12 protein-coding genes and 1 pseudogene are annotated in these 16,421 nt (G+C 71.3%); 8 read left to right on the top strand and 5 right to left on the bottom strand.

Annotated elements, in window-relative coordinates; translation table 11 throughout:
• The 5 genes and pseudogenes from DMB66_RS65890 to DMB66_RS17550 form a co-directional block, all read left to right on the top strand.
• Positions 1-3,455, top strand: a pseudogene (locus DMB66_RS65890) (nitrate- and nitrite sensing domain-containing protein); the annotation flags it as partial.
• Positions 3,452-3,856: a roadblock/LC7 domain-containing protein gene (locus DMB66_RS17565; RefSeq protein ID WP_067706828.1), complete on the top strand. Its 405-nt coding sequence runs from the start codon at positions 3,452-3,454 to the stop codon at positions 3,854-3,856. The pseudogene DMB66_RS65890 and the gene DMB66_RS17565, both read left to right, overlap by 4 nt.
• Positions 3,857-3,948: 92 nt before the next feature.
• Positions 3,949-4,323, top strand: a complete 375-nt coding sequence (locus DMB66_RS17560; protein WP_125805172.1) for a DUF742 domain-containing protein — start codon at positions 3,949-3,951, stop codon at positions 4,321-4,323.
• 1 nt (position 4,324) lies between these two features.
• Positions 4,325-4,912: an ATP/GTP-binding protein gene (locus tag DMB66_RS17555; protein WP_125805171.1), complete on the top strand. Its 588-nt coding sequence runs from the start codon at positions 4,325-4,327 to the stop codon at positions 4,910-4,912.
• A gap of 252 nt (positions 4,913-5,164) precedes the next feature.
• A complete protein-coding gene (locus tag DMB66_RS17550; protein WP_233624635.1) occupies positions 5,165-5,689 on the top strand; it encodes a DUF4240 domain-containing protein in 525 nt (174 codons plus the stop codon).
• Between the two features lie 410 nt (positions 5,690-6,099).
• Here the strand turns inward: DMB66_RS17550 and DMB66_RS17545 are convergent, their stop codons facing one another.
• The 5 genes from DMB66_RS17545 to deoC form a co-directional block, all read right to left on the bottom strand.
• Positions 6,100-8,661 (bottom strand): transposase, encoded by a 2,562-nt coding sequence (locus DMB66_RS17545; RefSeq protein WP_125805161.1) that lies wholly within the window; start codon positions 8,659-8,661, stop codon positions 6,100-6,102.
• Positions 8,662-8,685: 24 nt separating this feature from the next.
• Positions 8,686-9,618, bottom strand: coding sequence for a DNA primase (locus tag DMB66_RS17540; protein ID WP_125805160.1), 933 nt, complete (start codon positions 9,616-9,618; stop codon positions 8,686-8,688).
• Positions 9,619-9,710: 92 nt separating this feature from the next.
• The gene (locus DMB66_RS17535; RefSeq protein ID WP_125805169.1) at positions 9,711-10,565 is read right to left on the bottom strand and encodes an aldehyde dehydrogenase family protein; all 855 of its coding nucleotides are present in this window, start codon (positions 10,563-10,565) and stop codon (positions 9,711-9,713) included.
• Between the two features lie 280 nt (positions 10,566-10,845).
• Positions 10,846-12,273, bottom strand: coding sequence for an aldehyde dehydrogenase family protein (locus DMB66_RS17530; RefSeq protein WP_125805159.1), 1,428 nt, complete (start codon positions 12,271-12,273; stop codon positions 10,846-10,848).
• A 51-nt stretch (positions 12,274-12,324) separates the two neighbouring features.
• On the bottom strand, positions 12,325-13,275 hold the full coding sequence (gene deoC, locus DMB66_RS17525; RefSeq protein WP_125805158.1) for a deoxyribose-phosphate aldolase: 951 nt from the start codon (positions 13,273-13,275) through the stop codon (positions 12,325-12,327).
• Between the two features lie 62 nt (positions 13,276-13,337).
• Between deoC and upp the strand changes: the two genes are divergently transcribed.
• The 3 genes from upp to DMB66_RS17510 all read left to right on the top strand — a co-directional run bounded on the left by upp (position 13,338) and on the right by DMB66_RS17510 (position 16,317).
• Positions 13,338-13,970 (top strand): uracil phosphoribosyltransferase, encoded by a 633-nt coding sequence (upp, locus tag DMB66_RS17520; RefSeq protein WP_125805157.1) that lies wholly within the window; start codon positions 13,338-13,340, stop codon positions 13,968-13,970.
• A gap of 233 nt (positions 13,971-14,203) precedes the next feature.
• Positions 14,204-15,310, top strand: a complete 1,107-nt coding sequence (locus DMB66_RS17515; RefSeq protein WP_125805156.1) for a DegT/DnrJ/EryC1/StrS aminotransferase family protein — start codon at positions 14,204-14,206, stop codon at positions 15,308-15,310.
• Entirely contained in the window at positions 15,307-16,317 is a 1,011-nt protein-coding gene (locus DMB66_RS17510) for a Gfo/Idh/MocA family protein (RefSeq protein ID WP_125805155.1), read from the top strand. Before DMB66_RS17515 ends, DMB66_RS17510 begins: the two co-directional genes overlap by 4 nt.
• Positions 16,318-16,421: the final 104 nt, after the last annotated feature.

The following is a 16,421-nucleotide window of genomic DNA, read 5'->3' as shown; positions in this document are numbered from 1 at the left end:
CGGTGGACTGGTCGATCACCTGCAGAACGAACGTGCCTTCGGTGTGATGATCGCGACCACCCAACCCAACACGGCCGACCGGAAGGCGGCAATCGAGGGTTATACCGACGAGAACCCGAAGGTGGACGCGGCGAAGCTGCCGTATTCCCAGCAGAAGGCCGCCCTCGACAACGTCCCGGAGCAGGTCGGCGTCCTGCTGCGGCGCCTCGACCTGAACCTGCTGGAACTGCCGTCGATCCGCAGTCGGACCGCGCGCGTCGCGATCCCCCTCGAGGACATCAGGGGCGCCTACGATCCCCTGATCACCGACCTGCTGAACGTCCGCGACGCGGCCGCGCAGCTGGCCCAGGACACCACCCTGAGCGACCGGCTGCGCGTGGTCGCCGCGGTCGCCCGGGCCAAGGACTTCATCTCCCAGCAGCGTGTCGTCGGCCTCGAGATCATCGGCAAGGGAGACTTCACCCCGAGCCTGCGGAGCAAGTTCCTGCTCACCGCCACCGGGTCGCAGATCGCCGAAAACTCGATGCGGCAGGTCGCGACCGAAGAGGAAGAGCAGCTCTACGATCGGGTCGTCGCGGGCCCCGCCAAACGGAACGCCACCAACCTCACCGGCCCCCTGCAGGCGCTGAGCCCCGACAACTCAAAGCTGATCCCGTTCAACCTGGACAAGTGGGAAACGGCGCTCATCGGCTACAACGACCTGTTCCGCAGCGTGGAGAACAGACTCGACGTGCAGATCGTCGCCCAGGCGACCGACATCCGCGACGACGTGCAGACCCAGGTCTTCGTCGAGACCAGCATCCTGCTCGGCCTGCTCCTGCTGGCCATCGTCTTCGCCTGGTTGGTCGCCCGCTCGATGGCCCGCTCGCTGCGCGAGCTGCGCCAGGGTGCCCTCAACGTCGCCCAGTTCGGCCTGCCCCAGGCGGTCGAGCGGCTGCGTGACCCGGCGCTGATCGGCTCACTGACCCCGGCCCAGGTGGCCGACCAGGTCGCCGAGCCGCTGCCGGTGCGCAGCCGGGACGAGTTCGGGCAGGTGACCGAGGCGTTCAACGCGGTTCACCTCGAGGCCGTCCGCACGGCGGCCGAGCAGGCCGCGCTGCGGTCCTCGGTCGCGACGATGTTCGTCAACCTGGCCCGCCGCTCGCAGATCCTGGTCGACCGGCTGATCGGTCACCTCGACCGCCTCGAGCGCGGCGAGGAGGACCCGGACCGGCTGGCGGAGCTCTTCCAGCTCGACCACCTCGCCACCCGGATGCGTCGTAACGACGAGAACCTCCTGGTCCTCGCCGGCGCCGACTCCACCCGCGTGCAGCGGGAGCCCGCGGCTCTGATCGACGTGCTGCGTGCCGCCCAGTCCGAGGTCGAGCACTACACCCGCATCGAGTTCGGCATGATCGACCGGGACATCGAGGTGTCCGCGCACGCGGTCAACGACATGGTCCACCTGGTCGCCGAGCTCTTCGACAACGCGACCGCGTTCTCCCCGCCGAACTCGCACGTCGTGGTCGAGGCCCGGCGTCTCGGCGACGGCGCGGTGCTCTCGGTCGAGGACCGCGGCATCGGCATCAGCCGAGAGCAGCTGCGCGACCTCAACGAGCGACTCGCCAACCCGCCGATGGTGGACGTTGCCGTCTCCCGGATGATGGGCCTGGTCGTGGTCGCCCGCCTGGCGAACAGGCACGGCGTCAAGGTCGAGTTGCGCCCCGCGGACACCGAGCGTGGCACGGTCGCCGACGTGGGCCTGCCGACCAGCGTCATGGTCAGCGCCTCGGCCATGGCCCGGCTGCAGCCCGGCGCCAACCCGTACGACCAGCCCCCAGCGCTCGTCGTACACCGAGCCCCCGCTGGCGCTCGAGAGCGGCTCCAACGGTCGCGGTGGCTATCCCACCGGCCGTCCGTTCGACCCGAATCCGCCGATGCCTGCCGGTGGCATGCTCGGCGCCGGTGGTAACGGCAACGGCAACGGCAATCGTTCGGTCCCGGCCTGGTCGGACCTGACCGGCGCCCCCTCGAACGGCTTCGAGCCCGCCGGCAACGGCTTCGGCGGCCCGAGCAACGGGAACGGCTTCGGCGGCCCCGGCGCCAACGGTTTCAGCAACGGCTCGAACGGTGCGAACGGCTTCCACGGCCCGCGCAGCAACGAGCCGATCCCGCCGCTGCCGCAGTCGCCGGCTGGTCCGCAGGGCTTCAGCGGTCCCGACGGGCTGCCGCAGCGCCGCAACGGTGAGACCTACCGGCCCGAGGACACGAGCTCGTACGGCCACACCATCCCGCGCCAGCTCCCGGCCAACCCGGAGTCGCAGGGCCGCGGCACGTTCGTGCCGCCGGTGTCCGCGCCCCCGGTTCCCCCGGTCTCCGCGCCGCCGGTGCCGTCCGCCCCGCCATACGGCGGTGGCCGGCCGGTCTCCTCGCCGCCCGTGTCGGGCCAGCCCGCCTCGGGATCGCCGTACCAGGGTCAGCAGCCCGGCCAGAACCGGCCCAACTCGGCGCCGCCCGCGCCGCAGTCGGCCGCCTCGGCCCCGCCTGCCTGGCCGCCGGTCACCGCGGACCGTGAGTCCGGCAACAGCGGGCCGCACGTCCCGGAAAGGCTCGCGGCCGCCCTCGACATGACGGCCGAACTGCCCCGGTACAGGCCGGAGCGCGGCACCGCGGGCTCGCAGCCCCAGGTGGCCCGGCCGACCAACCCGCAGAACGCCACACCGCCGTCCGAGGCCGCACGGTCGGCCGCGGCCGCCGCAGCCGCTCACGAGGCAGCGACCGCGCAGGCAGCCGCCGCTCAGGCGACCGCCGCCGCGCAGATCGCCGCCGCCCAGGCCGCCGCTCGTCAGCGGGCGGCCGGGGACTCGCCGACGCAGTTCGCCGACGAGACGATGGAGCTGCCGATCTTCCGCGAGCTCGAGTCGGCCTGGTTCACCACGGCCCGGCCCAACGAGCCCGCGAAGCCGGCACCCGCCGCCGCACCGGCACCGTCGGCACGCGACGACAGCGCCGACTCGGTGGTCACCACCCAGCGCTTCTCCACCGGGGAACCGGCGCGCTCGGTTGGGGTGCCGCAGCAGGCCTCTCCGGAGTCCCGCAACGGCGACCGTGAGCCGACCCCGGTCGGCGCGGTCGCGGCGAACGGTGGCGGCTCGCTCAACGGCGCCCCCTCCAGCCCGTGGCAGACCGCTGCGGACGATGGCTGGCAGGCGGCCCGCAAGGCGGCCGACATGCCGGTCGACACGACGACGACGGCCGGTCTGCCGCGCCGTACGCCGATGGCGCAGCTCGTTCCGGGTGGCGTCGACCGGGCCGAGACCTCCGTACAACGCCGCACACCCGAGGCGGTTCGCGGGCTACTCTCCGCTTATCACCGCGGGGTGCAGCGGGGTCGCACGAAGGAAAATTCGACCAACCCGGAGGAGACTCCGGGAGGGCAACAGTCCTCGCAGGCTGGCAAGGAGCATGAAGCATGACAAGTACGCAGGATCTGGGTTGGCTCCTCGCCAACTTCGCCGACCGCGTTCCCGGGGTGGCGCACGCGATCGCGGTCTCCGCCGACGGTCTGCTTCTCGCGTCTTCCAGGGACCTTCCGCGTGACCGCGCCGACCAGCTGGCGGCCATCGCCTCCGGCCTGGTCAGCCTCACTCAGGGCGCCGCACGGTGCTTCGAGGGTGGTGCGGTGCTCCAGACGGTCGTCGAGATGGACAACGGGTTCCTCTTCCTGATGTCGATCTCCGACGGTTCGTCGTTCGCCGTCCTCGCGGCCCGCAGCTGTGACGTGGGTCAGGTGGGCTACGAGATGGCGCTCCTGGTCGACCGGGTCGGCGAGGCGCTCACGCCCGCGCCGCGTTCCGCGGCCGGAGTTCTCGGCTGAACGGATGGTTTGCCGGCTCCGTCCGGCATCTGTCCAAAAGCTTGACAACAAGAGACACTTCTATGGGCCAAGGGATGGGGTGAGCGGTGACGATGCCCGAACGCGATGAGCCGACCGGAGCACTGGTCAGACCGTACGCCGTGACCCGTGGCCGGACCCGGCCCAAGCTGGAAATCGCGCTGGAAGCGCTCGTCGAGACAACCGTGCGTGGCCGTTCCACCGGAGCGGGCAGGGGCGGGAGCGAACACCAGTACATCGCGGCGATGTGTGACGGCGGCAGAGTGCAGTCGCTGGCTGAGATCGCCGCACGCATGCAACTACCGCTCGGGGTGGCTCGAGTGATCGTCGCGGACATGGCCACAGATGGCCTGGTCGCGGTGTACGAGCCGACGTCGCTTGAGGATGAGACCGATGCGGTGGGTACGGAACTGCTGGAAAGGGTGCTGAGTGGACTTCGCAGGCTCTGACATGTCGCGCCGGCCGGCCGCCGGGCGTGTGACATCGGCGAAGATTGTCATCGCCGGTGGTTTCGGCGTCGGTAAGACGACGCTGGTGGGGTCGGTCTCTGAGATCACCCCACTGACCACCGAAGCGATCATGACCTCCGCCGGTGTGGGTGTCCACGACAACCGGCAGGTGCCGGGTAAGACGACGACCACGGTGGCAATGGACTTCGGCCGGATCAGCATCGACCGGGATCTGATCCTGTATCTGTTCGGCACACCTGGCCAGACGCGTTTCTGGTTCATGTGGGACGAACTGGTGCGGGGCGCTATCGGTGCGGTGGTCATGGTGGATACGCGTCGGCTCGCCGACTGCTTCGCCGCCATCGACTTCTTCGAGCACCGACGGTTGCCGTACCTGGTCGCCATAAACTGCTTCGACGGTATGCAGTACCACAACGCCCAGGACGTTCGCGACGCGCTCGCGATCTCCAGCGACGTGCCCGTGGTGAGCTGCGACGCCCGTAACCGTGAGTCGACGAAGAACGTACTCATCTCGCTGGTCGAGTACGTCCTGACGATGCGTCGCTCGCGTGCGGTAGCGCCGGCCTGACAGGCTGCTGAAAGTCCCGCTCTGCCCGTCAGAGCGGGACTTTTGCATGCCCGGATCCGGATCCGGGGTGCCGAGGGCTGCCGCGACCCGCACGGCTATCGGGCTCGTCTCAAGATCGAGGCCGGACCCTGCGGCGGGCCGGACCCTGCGGCAGGCCGGACCCGGCAGGCCGTGCCGTGGAGGTGCCCAGGCCGATTCTTGATCGTGCTCGCGGAGCCGGAAAGTGTCGGAGGTAGCCGCTAGCCTTCCGGCGTGACGATCACTGGTGCAATCCCGACGGCAGCGCAGGAGAGCCGGTTCTGGGCCCTTCTGGAGGCCGCCTGGGCCCCAGCGGGCCCCGAGGCTAACTCAGCCCGCCTAGCTCTCTCCAACAGGTCTCCGGGCGATACGGCGGCCATAGCGGAGGTCGAGGAGGCGGTCGATGGTGTGCTGGAGCGGCTGAAGGTGAGCTTCGACGCGCTTTCGAGCGAGGAGCTGACCGACCTCGACAGGGTGCTGGAGCGCAAGCTCTACGACGCCGACCGCGAGGACGTCCACGACGTCACGGACGGCTCCGACGACGGGTTCCTCTACGCGCGGGGCTTCATCGTGGCGATGGGCCGGACCTACTACGAGGCGGTGCTGACCGATCCGCGGCTGGCGGTGCTGGACGCCGAGTGCGAATCGATGTGCTATCTCACTGCCCACGCGCATCAGAAGCGCTTTGATAGCTGGCCCGAAACCGGGTCGGCCATCAGCCGCGAGTCGTTCTCCAACGCGGCCGGCTGGTCCTCCTGACCGAGCGGGTGGGGTCTGTGCTCGGCTTCGGCTCCGGGGCTGGCGAGGTCTCGGCTCGGCTTCGGCTCCCGGGCGGTGCGGGGTGGGGGTGTGGGCTCGGTTTTGGCCCGGGGCCGTGCGGGGTGGGGTCTGGGCTCGGTTTTGGCCTGGGGCTGTGTGGGGTCTAGGGCTGTGTGGGTGTGGGCTCGGCTTTGGCCCGGGGAGCTGCGGGTGGGGTGTGGGCTCGGGTTTGGCCCGGGGCGGTGCGGGGTCTGGGCTCGGCTTCGGCTCCGGGGCGGCGCGGGTGGGGTCCGGGCTCGGGTTTGGCCCGGGGCTATGTGGGTGAGGTCCGGATCCGGCTTTTCGCCCGGGGCCCGGACATGCGAACGGCCACGCCCCTGTTGGGGCGTGGCCGTTGTTGCCTGTTGCGGTCAGCTGCTGCGGTAGCCGGCGTTGCGGTAGTCCTCCTGCTGCGCGCCACCGTCGCGGCTGAAGTCCCAGCCGCCTGCTGCCTCGCGGCCCGGGCGGCCACCGATCGCGTAGCCGCCGATTTCTTGGCCTCGGCGCCAGCCGCGGAAGTAGCCCGTGGTGTGCGCCGCGATGCTGGCCGCGTCGCGGACGATGCGCAGCGGGCGCTCCTCGCGCAGCGGTGAGCCCGGCACCAGGTTGGCCTGCGGGACTCGCTTTGGCAGGCCTGCCGAGGTCTCGGCTGCCACCGACGGGGTCGCTGCCTTTTCGGCCGCTCGCCAGCCCGTGTCGGACGGGTTCGTCCAGTCCAGGTTTGTCGAGGCTTCCTCGTCGTGGCCCGTGAACCAGGCTGACCGGGCTGCCGCGAAGATCAGCAGGTCGCCGTCGCCCTCGGCCGGGACCGGGGGTGTCGTGCTGCGGTCCAGGGCTGTCAGCGTTGTGCGGCGGGCCGCGGCGCGGCCGTTGCGGCCGCCCCGGTCGTCGACCAGGCGCAGGGGTGGTGGCTCGGTGATCGCCGTCACATCGGCTGGGATGTTGGCCAGGCCGCTGAGCTGCGATTCCACCAGGCGCAGCGCCGGTGGCTCCTTCGGCATGTCCTGCCAGGGTGGGCGGACCCGGCCGTCCGCGGGCGGGCTGCTCACCGCGGCCGCCGGGGGCGGGGCCCCGGCGTCGTCGGTGCTGTTCATCAGCGGCCAGTTCGCGCGGGAGCCCGGCTCCGGGGTTTCCTGCGTCGAGCGCTGGGCGGGCATCGGCAGCGAGTAGTCCGTTGCGCCGTTGGTGGCCGGCTGCGGGTTGCGGGTGTTCGCCCGAGGCGGGATCACCGTGCGCTGGCGTTCGGCGCGGGCGCTGCTCATCGCGGCGTTCGTCAGGGTCGGGCGGAACGGCTGGCCGCTGTCGACCGGCGGCACCGACGACGGGCGTGAGCCCGGGACGATGGGGGTCATGCCCGGCGGGGGTGGGGGCACCGAGACGGGCCGGCTGGCCGGACCCGAATCCCCGTTGCGGCTGGGCAGGCCCTGGTCCCCGTTGCGGCTGGGCAGGCCCTGATCCCCGTTGCGGCTAGGTAGTCCCAGGTCTCCGTTGCGGCTAGGCAGTCCCTGGTCTCCGTTGCGGCTGGGCAGACCTGGGCCAGAGTTGCGGCCGGGTAGGCCAGGGCCCGGGTTGCGGCTGGGCAGACCCGAGTCGGGCGTGCGGCCGGGCAGGCCCGACGCGGCGGCCGGCGCGACCGGCGGCGGTGTGACCGGGCGAGGCGCCAGCGGCGGCGGCATCATCGGCTCGGGTGCGACCGGCGGGCTGGTCATCGGGCGTGGCATCGCCGGGGCGTGGCTCGCCGCGGCCGGCTCGGGACGGTTGCGGCGGCCCAGCCGGGTGCCCGTGTCCGCGGGACGGAGCCGGGTGCCGGTGTCCGACGGACGCATCCGGGTGCCGGTGTCGGCGGGACGGGGCATCCGGGTGCCGGTGTCGGCCGGGCGCGGCAACCGAGTGCCGGTTTCGCCCGGGCGGGTCATCCGGGTGCCCGTTTCCGCGGAGCGCTGGGCCGCGGCGGCCGACTCGGTGGCGCGGCGGGAGCCCGCCTGGCGCCGGCCCGGGCTGCCGCTAAGCGACTGCGGGCTGACCCGGGCGATGAGCGTGCCCACCAGGGCCTCGCAGGCGGAGTCGCAGGACCGCACCGCACCGATCGCGTGCCGCACAGTGTCGGCGGCTGCCGACGACAGGGACTTGTTGATGCCGCCGCGGCGCGGGGACTCGCTGATCGCCACGACGAGCGCGGTGACGGCGGCGACGACCTGGTCGTCGGTGCCGGCGCCGGCGCGGGTCAGCTCGGCGGCCACGTCCTCGGCGACCTGCCCGCTGTCGTTGCCGCGGCCGGTCAGTCGGCCGGGCTCCGGCAGCGCGTCCAGCACGGCCAGGGCCAGCGGGTGGGCCGGGTCCGGGTAGGCCCGGAGGGCGGCCGGATACAGCTCACGCAGCACCTCGCGCAGCGAGGTGGCGGCGGAGTGCCGGCCGTTGAGCATCGCGACATGGGCGGCGAGCACCGGCTTGTAGCTGACCAGCTCCCGCGGCGCCGGGATGGCGGCAGCGGTGAGGGCACCGGCCTGCAGCGCGCGGGCGAGACCCACCGCACGCCGGGCAGCCGGTGTGGCCGAGATCTCCTCGGAGGAGTCGTCGTCGGCGAACCGCTCGGCGAAGTCATCGGCCGAGTCGTCGTCGGCCACGGCAAGGGGACGGCCAGCCGCGGTCAGCAGCGATGTGACCATATGGTCGTCGCTGTCGGCGGCGACCGCGGCGTCCGCGAACCCGCTCGTCCGTTCCACGAGCAGCGTCCCCAGCTGGGCATAGCCACCTGGGTCGTCGCTGATCTCGTGGACACCGAGCAGCCTTCCCGCGTCGTCCACCACGGCGATGGTCAGTTGCGATCCGGCCGAAGCCGTCCGCACCGTCTCATCAGCCGACGCCAGACCGCAGAACACGCGCACGAGCGCCACGGCGTCGTCCTCCTCCCCGGGACTGCTGTTTTCGGCCAAGGACTGATGGTCCCTGTTCAGGGGTCAGTCGCGCCAGTCCACAGCGGCAGAGATCTTGCCGATAATCGAGCGCCAACCCAGACTTGCCTGTTGCGCCCCGATTTTACGCAGCTTGCGGCGTCCGAAGAAACCGCCCATTCCGCCACTCTCGGCCGACCGGAGAGACTCGTCCAGGTCGTCGAGCGGCGATCCCGGCGCCAATGCCAGGATGACGGGCTTGAGGCGCAGGGCGTGGCCCAGGTCTCGGGCTGCTTCGCCGGCGGCGATGAGCAGCGGCAGATCCCACGTGTCGTGACCACCGCGCAGGTTTTCCACCACGAGATCCAGCTCGTAGCGGTCGTCCGGCGCCGGGTCGATGTCGGTCGACTGTACCTGTTCCGCCAGGGTCGGCCACGAGTCGAGCTGGGCGAGGTCGTGCGGAGCACCCGAACGGATGAAGGAGACGAGCGACTCGGGGGTCTTGAAGGTCAGCAGCTTGCCCCGGTGGCTGAGGAACATGGGGACTTCCTCGTCGACCTCCTTTTCCTCGACCTCCTCCGGCTCGTCGGCGAAGTCGGCCGCGTCGGGCTCGGCCACGACCTCGCCGTCCTCGGTCGTGACGGTGCCGTCGGACTTCCCGTCCGACCGCCCCGCCGCCGACTTCGAGCCGGCGTCGCCCTCGGCGACCAACGCCGTGAACTCGTCGTCGACGATGACGCCTTCCTCCTCGGCGGCGCGGGCCGCGGCCGCACGCTCCCGGGCGTCGAAGGGGTCGTCCTCGTCGACCTCGATCTCGGTCGGGGTCAGCTCGGAGGCGAGCCGGTATGCCCGCAGCGTCAGCCCCACGCCGCCCGGCATGGCGATCTCGACGGGCGAGATGCGTACCTCGTCCCACAGGTCACGGCCGGAGAGCTCGCCCTTGACGACGGCCTTCTCCTCCTTGACCGTCGAGCCCTCTTCAGGCGACTGGCTGGTCACGGTGACCTCCGGGTTGGTTCAAGCGAGCTGTTCGGACGGGTGAGTCTGGGCACACACCTTAGTGTGCGCTCCTGAAAGGAGGCAGACCGAGGTCAGAAACCCTTCGGGTGCCAGACCGTCTTGATCTCCAGCAGCGCGGTCATCGGGTGCACTCCCGGGTCGGCGGTGAAGTCGGGCGTGTCGGCGGGCGGCCGGAGCACCCGCTTGAGGCTGCCGGCCGCGGCCCGCTCCAGCTCGGTGGCGAGCATCGGATCGGTCACACCGGTGAGGTCGAGCGCGTTGACGTCGTCGTGCGAGGCCAGCCAGGGCGCGGTCTCGGCGGCGTGCCCGGTGAGAATGTTCACCACGCCGCCAGGCACGTCGGAGGTGGCCAGCACCTCGGCGAGGGTGACGGCCGCCTGCGGCGCGGCGGCGAGCACCACCACGGTGTTGCCGGTGACGATCGCGGGCGCGATGACGCTGACCAGCCCGAGGAACGAGGCCGGCGCGACCACGCCGACGACGCCGGTGGGCTCGGGGGCGGAGATGTTGAAGTACGGGCCGGCGACCGGGTTCGCGCTGCCGTGCACCTGGGCGATCTTGTCCGACCAGCCCGCATACCAGACCCAGCGGTCGACCGCGGCGTCCAGCTCGGTGGCCGGTACGCCCCGGGCGATGAACTCGTCGCGCCGGGCCTCGATCATCTCCGCGATCCGGTAGAGCACCTGGCCACGGTTGTAGGCGGTGGCGCCGGCCCACTTCGGCTGGGCCTTGCGGGCGGCCACGACGGCGTCGCGGGCGTCCTTGCGGGAGGCGAGGGCCACGTTGTCGCCGTCCACGAGATAGGTCCGTCCTGATTCGCTGCGCGGGAAAGCCCCGCCGATGAACAGCTTGTAGGTCTTGCGCACCCCGAGCCGGCCGGCTCGGGCAGGGCCCGCGCCGGGCGCGGAACCGGCCGCCGCGGACAGATCGGACGCGGCGCCGCGCGGAGCAGGCGCGGCGCTGCCGGCAGACGAGGCAGGCGCGGTAGGCGACGCGGGCGAAGTCGGCGAGGCAGGCGAGGTGGTCGACGCGGGCGACGTCGACGAGGTAGGCGACGCAGGCGACGTCGACGAGGAGGGTGAGGCCGGTGACGCGCCGCCGGGCACCTTGGCTCGGGCGGCGGTGCGACCGTTCTTGGCCGGCGGCGCACCGCTGGAGGCCTTGGCCGAGGCGGCGGCCCGAGCGGCCTTGGCGGGGGACGGGGACTTAGGCAAGGTATGCCTCCAGGCCGTGCCGGCCGCCCTCGCGGCCGTAACCGGACTCCTTGTAGCCGCCGAACGGCGACGTGGGGTCGAACTTGTTGAACGTGTTGGCCCAGACCACCCCGGCGCGGAGCTTGTCCGCCATGGCCAGGATCAGCGAGCCCTTCTCGGTCCAGATGCCGGCCGAGAGACCGTACGGCGTGTTGTTGGCCTTCTCGATCGCCTCGTCGGGCGTGCGGAAGGTCAGCACCGACAGCACCGGGCCGAAGATCTCCTCGCGGGCGATCCGGTGTGCCTGGGTGACGCCGGTGAAGATGGTCGGCGCGAACCAGTAGCCCTGCGACGGCAGCTCGCACGCCGGCGACCAGCGCTCGGCACCTTCCTCGGCGCCGATCTCGGACAGCTCGCGGATGCGGGCCAGCTGCGCCGCCGAGTTGATCGCCCCGACGTCGGTGTTCTTGTCCAGCGGGTCGCCCACCCGCAGCGTCGCCATCCGCCGCTTCAGCGCCGCGAGCACGGTGTCGTACGCCGACTCCTGCACCAGCAGCCGCGAGCCGGCACAGCAGACGTGCCCCTGGTTGAAGAAGATGCCGTTGACGATGCCCTCGACGGCCTGGTCGATGGGCGCGTCGTCGAAGACGATGTTCGCCGCCTTGCCGCCCAGCTCCAGCGTCAGCCGCTTGCGGCTGCCGGCGACGGACCGGGCGATCTGCCGGCCGACCTCGGTGGAGCCGGTGAAGGCCACCTTGTTGACGTCCGGATGCTCGACCAGGGCCCGGCCGGTCTCCCCGGCGCCGGTGATGATGTTGACGACGCCCGGCGGCAGCTCGGCCTGCTGGCAGATGTCGGCGAAGAAGAGCGCGGACAGCGGCGTGGTCTCGGCCGGCTTGAGCACGACCGTGTTGCCCGCGGCCAGCGCCGGCGCGATCTTCCAGGCCAGCATCAGCAGCGGGAAGTTCCACGGGATCACCTGCGCGGCGACGCCCAGCGGCCGCGGATCCGGGCCGAAGCCCGCGTATTTGAGCTTGTCGGCCCAGCCCGCGTAGTAGAAGAAGTGCGCGGCGACCAGGGGCACGTCGACGTCGCGGGATTCCTTGATCGGCTTGCCGTTGTCCAGGGACTCCAGCACGGCCAGCTCGCGGGCGCGCTCCTGGACGATCCGGGCGATCCGGAAGAGATACTTGGCGCGCTCGGCGCCCGGCAGCGCCGACCAGGGCCCGAAGGCCCGGCGGGCGGCCGCGACGGCGCGGTCGACGTCTTCGACGCCGGCCGAGGCGACCTCCGCGAGCACTTCCTCCGAGGCTGGGTTAACGGTCTTGAAGACGCTGCCGGAGGACGAGGCGGGCCCGAAGGCGCCGTCGATGAACAGGCCGTAGGAGGGTGCGATGTCGACGATCGAGCGGGACTCGGGCGCCGGAGCGTATGCGAACATTCTGCCGGTTTCTCCTAGCGGTGCGGCGGTGCCGCCCTCGGTAAGCACTGCTCAGTCCAGCGTGAAGTAGTCCGGGCCGGCGTAGTGCCCGGTCGTGAGCTTGGTCCGCTGCATCAGCAGGTCGTTGAGCAGCGAGGAGGCGCCGAACCGGAACCAGTCCGGGTCGAGCCAGTCCGTGCCGACCGTCTCGTTGATCAGCACCAGATATTTGATCGCGTCCTTGGTGGTGCGGATGCCGCCGGCGGGCTTGACGCCGACCTGGCGCCCGGTCTGCGCCCGGAAGTCCCGGACCGCCTCCAGCATCACCAGCGTCACCGGCAGCGTCGCGGCGACGGGCACCTTGCCGGTGGAGGTCTTGATGAAGTCGGCGCCGGCGTGCATCGCCAGCCAGGAGGCACGGCGCACGTTGTCGTACGTCCCCAGCTCGCCGGTCTCCAGGATCACCTTGAGGTGCGCCGACCCGCAGGCCTGCTTGACCGCGACGATCTCGTCGTACACGAAGTCGTAGCGCCCGGACAGGAACGCGCCCCGGCTGATCACCATGTCGATCTCGTCGGCGCCGCCGGCGACGGCGTCGCGGGTGTCGGCGAGCTTGACCTCCAGCGGGGCCTGCCCGGACGGGAAGGCGGTGGCCACGCTGGCCAGGTGGACGCCGGAGCCGGCCAGCACCTCGGCCGCGACCGGGACCATCGCCGGATACACACAGATGGCGGCCACGCTCGGGCAGGACGGGTCGGCGGGGTCGGGCCGCAGGGCCTTGGCCGACAGCGCCCGGACCTTGCCCGGGGTGTCCGCGCCCTCGAGCGTGGTCAGGTCGACCATCCGGATGGCCAGGTCGATCGCCGCCGCCTTCGCGGTGGTCTTCACCGAGCGGGTGCCGAGCGCAGCCGCCCTCGCCTCGACGCCGACCTTGTCCACCCCGGGCAATCCGTGCAGGAAAGATCGGAGGTTGAAGGCGGAACCGGACACGTCGGGCAGCTTCGACGTCGCTGTCGCAGTCATGAGAGCGATTCTACGCAGCCCGCCGACAATTGATCTTGGAGAACCCCGGTAGGTTGATCGGTGTGGACGTACTCGTCGTTGATCACCCGCTGGCCCAGTCCCGACTCACCGTCATGCGTGACGCGCAGAGCGACTCCGGGGCCTTCCGTGCCGCCCTGCACGAACTGACCACCATGGTCGTGTACGAAGCCGCCCGCACCTTCGCCGTCGAGCAGTTCCCGATCAGCACCCCGGTGGCGCCGACCCTGGGCACCCGGCTGGCCAACCCGCCGCTGATCGTGCCGGTGCTGCGGGCCGGCCTGGGCATGGCCGACGCCGCCCTGGCCCTGCTGCCCGAGTCGTCGATGGGCTTCGTCGGCCTGGCCCGCGACGAGGCCACCTACGAGCCGCGGGCTTACATGGAGTCGCTGCCCGGCGACCTGTCCGGCCTGCCCGTCCTGGTCCTGGACCCGATGCTGGCCACCGGCGGCTCCCTGGTGCACTGCTGCCGGCTGCTGGTCGAGCGGGGCTGCACCGACGTCATCGTGTGCTGCGTGCTGGCCGCGCCCGAGGGTGTCGAGCGGCTGCGCACCTCGGGGCTCCCGCTGCGCCTGATCACGGCAAGTATCGACGAGGGACTGAACGAGAAGATGTACATCGTTCCGGGCTTGGGCGACGCCGGTGACCGGCAGTTCGGCGGCATGCCTCGGTTCTGAGCGGTGCTTACACAGAGTGATCGGCCTGGGCCGCAGTTATCCCTGTTGAAGCATCTCGTCTACCTCGCGTTCACGTCTGCGTCTGCGCAGGGTAATTAGCTCGGGCGAAGCATGATGTACTGTGGCCACCGCCGCGGACTCATGGCGGCAGACGGCCTTGTCACGCTAGCTTCACAGTCAGTGACTAGAGGCTCCCGCATCTGTAGCTATGCGTACCCCAGGAGGACCCTTCCATGTCGGCAAACCAGGCCGCCATCCCACCCGCTCGCCCGGTGATCGGCGAGGCCGAGATCGATGCTGCCGTGCGCGTCCTGCGCAGCGGCATGGTCGTGCAGGGCCCCGAGGTCGCGGCATTCGAGCGCGAGTTCGGCGAACTGGTCGCCGGCCGGCACTGCGTCGCCGTCAACTCCGGTACGTCGGCATTGCAGCTCTCGCTGATGGCGCTCGGTTACGGCCCCGGTGATGAGGTCATCGTCCCGTCCTTCTCGTTCGCCGCGAGCGCCAACGCCGTCCGGCTGGTCGGCGCCACCCCGGTGTTCGTGGACATCGAGCCCGGCAGCTTCTGCGTCGACCCGGACGCGATCGCCGCGGCGATCACGCCGCGCACCGTCGCGATCATGCCGGTCCACCTGTACGGCCACCCGGCCGCGATGGATCGGATCATGCCCATCGCCGAGGCACACGGCCTGGCCGTGGTCGAGGACGCCGCCCAGGCACACGCCGCGGCCCTGAACGGCACGCCGGTCGGCGCTTTCGGCGCGGTCGGCTGTTTCAGCTTCTACCCGACCAAGAACATGCACTCGCTTGAGGGCGGCATGATCACCACGGCCGACGCCGAGCTCGCGCGCAAGCTGCGGCTGCTGCGTAACCAGGGCATGGAGGCGCGCTACCAGAACGAGATCGTCGGCGCGAACATGCGGATGACCGACGTCGCCGCCGCCATCGGCCGGGTGCAGCTGACCCAGCTCGCCGGCTGGACCGACAAGCGTCGCGCCAACGCCGCCTACCTGGACGAGCGGCTGACCGGTGTGGTCACCCCGCCGGTCGCCGCGGGCGCGAAGCACGTCTACCACCAGTACACGATCCGGTTCACCGGAGACCGGGACGCGTTCCAGGCCGGGCTCAAGGACCTCGGCATCGGCAACGCCGTCTACTACCCGACCCCGATCCACAAGTTGAGGCCGTACCTGGGCGAGGACGGGCAGCCGGGTCCCTGGAAGCTGCCGGAGACCGACCGGGCCGCCGAGGAGGTTGTGTCGCTGCCGATCTTCCCGGGGCTGACCACCGACGAGCTCGACCGGATCGCCGAAGCGGTCAACACCGTGGCGGTGCGGGCATGAGCGCCGGCAACGGACTGCGGGCCGGCCTGATCGGCCTTGGCGCGATGGGCCGCAACCACGCCCGCGTGCTCAACCTGCTGGACGGCGTCGAGCTGGTCGGCGTGCTGGACCCGGCGCCCGGCGCGGTCGCGCCGGCGGGCGTGCCGGTGGTCACCGACATCGAGCAGTTCATCGCCCTGAGGCTGGACTACGCGGTGGTGGCCTGCCCGACCGGTCTGCACGAGGAGATCGGCCTGCGACTGGCCGAGGCCGGCGTCTGCGCCCTGATCGAGAAGCCGCTGGCACCGTCGCTGGAGGCGTCGAAGCGGCTGGTCGAGGCCTTCGAGAGCCGCGGCCTGGTCGGCGCGGTCGGCCACATCGAGCGCTACAACCCGGCGCTGCAGAGCCTGCGGTCGCGCCTGGAGGCCGGCGAGCTCGGCGACATGTACCAGGTCGTCACCCGCCGTCAGGGCCCGTTCCCGGGCCGGATCGCCGACGTCGGCGTGGTCATGGACCTCGCCACCCACGACATTGACTTGACCGCCTGGGTGACCGGTCGCAGTTACCAGGACGTCGCCGCGCGCACCGTCTCGCGCAGCGGCCGCCCGCACGAGGACATGGTCTCCGTGGTCGCCTCGATGCAGGACGGTCTGATGGCCAACCACCTGGTCAACTGGCTGAGCCCGATGAAGGAACGGTCCACCGTCATCACCGGCGCGAAGGGCTGCTTCATCGCCGACACGCTGACCGCCGACCTGACCTTCTTCGCCAACGGCGCGATCGGCACCGAGTGGGAGGCGCTGCGCGCGTTCCGCGGTGTGTCCGAAGGCGACATGGTCCGGTTCGCGATCCCGAAGCGCGAGCCGCTGCTCGTCGAGCACGAGCGGTTCCGCGACGCGGTCGAGGGCAAGGAGAGCGACATCGTCACCCTGCGCCAGGGCATGCGTACGGTTGAAGTGGCCGCCGCCGTCCTGGAGTCGGCGAAGTCCGGCAACACGGTGCACGTGCCGGGCCCGCAGGCCGGCTGACCCGCTGGATCTCACGTCGTCCGGGGTGCGGTTTCGCATCCCGGACGAAACAGTCGGCGGCGGGTGATTCCGGGACGGCCGCCGGCTCCGCCCGGGTCGGCTGC

The sequence above is a fragment of the Actinoplanes sp. ATCC 53533 genome (genome assembly GCF_003947245.1).
Note: the sequence above shows the minus strand (reverse complement) of the source record. Positions and strands in the feature narration are given on the sequence as shown.

What these genes read in the sequence shown, in the direction of transcription:
- DMB66_RS17565 (WP_067706828.1), top strand. Translation starts at nt 3,452, where the DNA reads ATGACAAGTACGCAGGATCTGGGTTGGCTCCTCGCCAACTTCGCCGAC.
- DMB66_RS17560 (WP_125805172.1), top strand. Translation starts at nt 3,949, where the DNA reads ATGCCCGAACGCGATGAGCCGACCGGAGCACTGGTCAGACCGTACGCC.
- DMB66_RS17555 (WP_125805171.1), top strand. Translation starts at nt 4,325, where the DNA reads ATGTCGCGCCGGCCGGCCGCCGGGCGTGTGACATCGGCGAAGATTGTC.
- DMB66_RS17530 (WP_125805159.1), bottom strand. Translation starts at nt 12,273, where the DNA reads ATGTTCGCATACGCTCCGGCGCCCGAGTCCCGCTCGATCGTCGACATC.
- deoC (WP_125805158.1), bottom strand. Translation starts at nt 13,275, where the DNA reads ATGACTGCGACAGCGACGTCGAAGCTGCCCGACGTGTCCGGTTCCGCC.
- DMB66_RS17515 (WP_125805156.1), top strand. Translation starts at nt 14,204, where the DNA reads ATGTCGGCAAACCAGGCCGCCATCCCACCCGCTCGCCCGGTGATCGGC.
- DMB66_RS17510 (WP_125805155.1), top strand. Translation starts at nt 15,307, where the DNA reads ATGAGCGCCGGCAACGGACTGCGGGCCGGCCTGATCGGCCTTGGCGCG.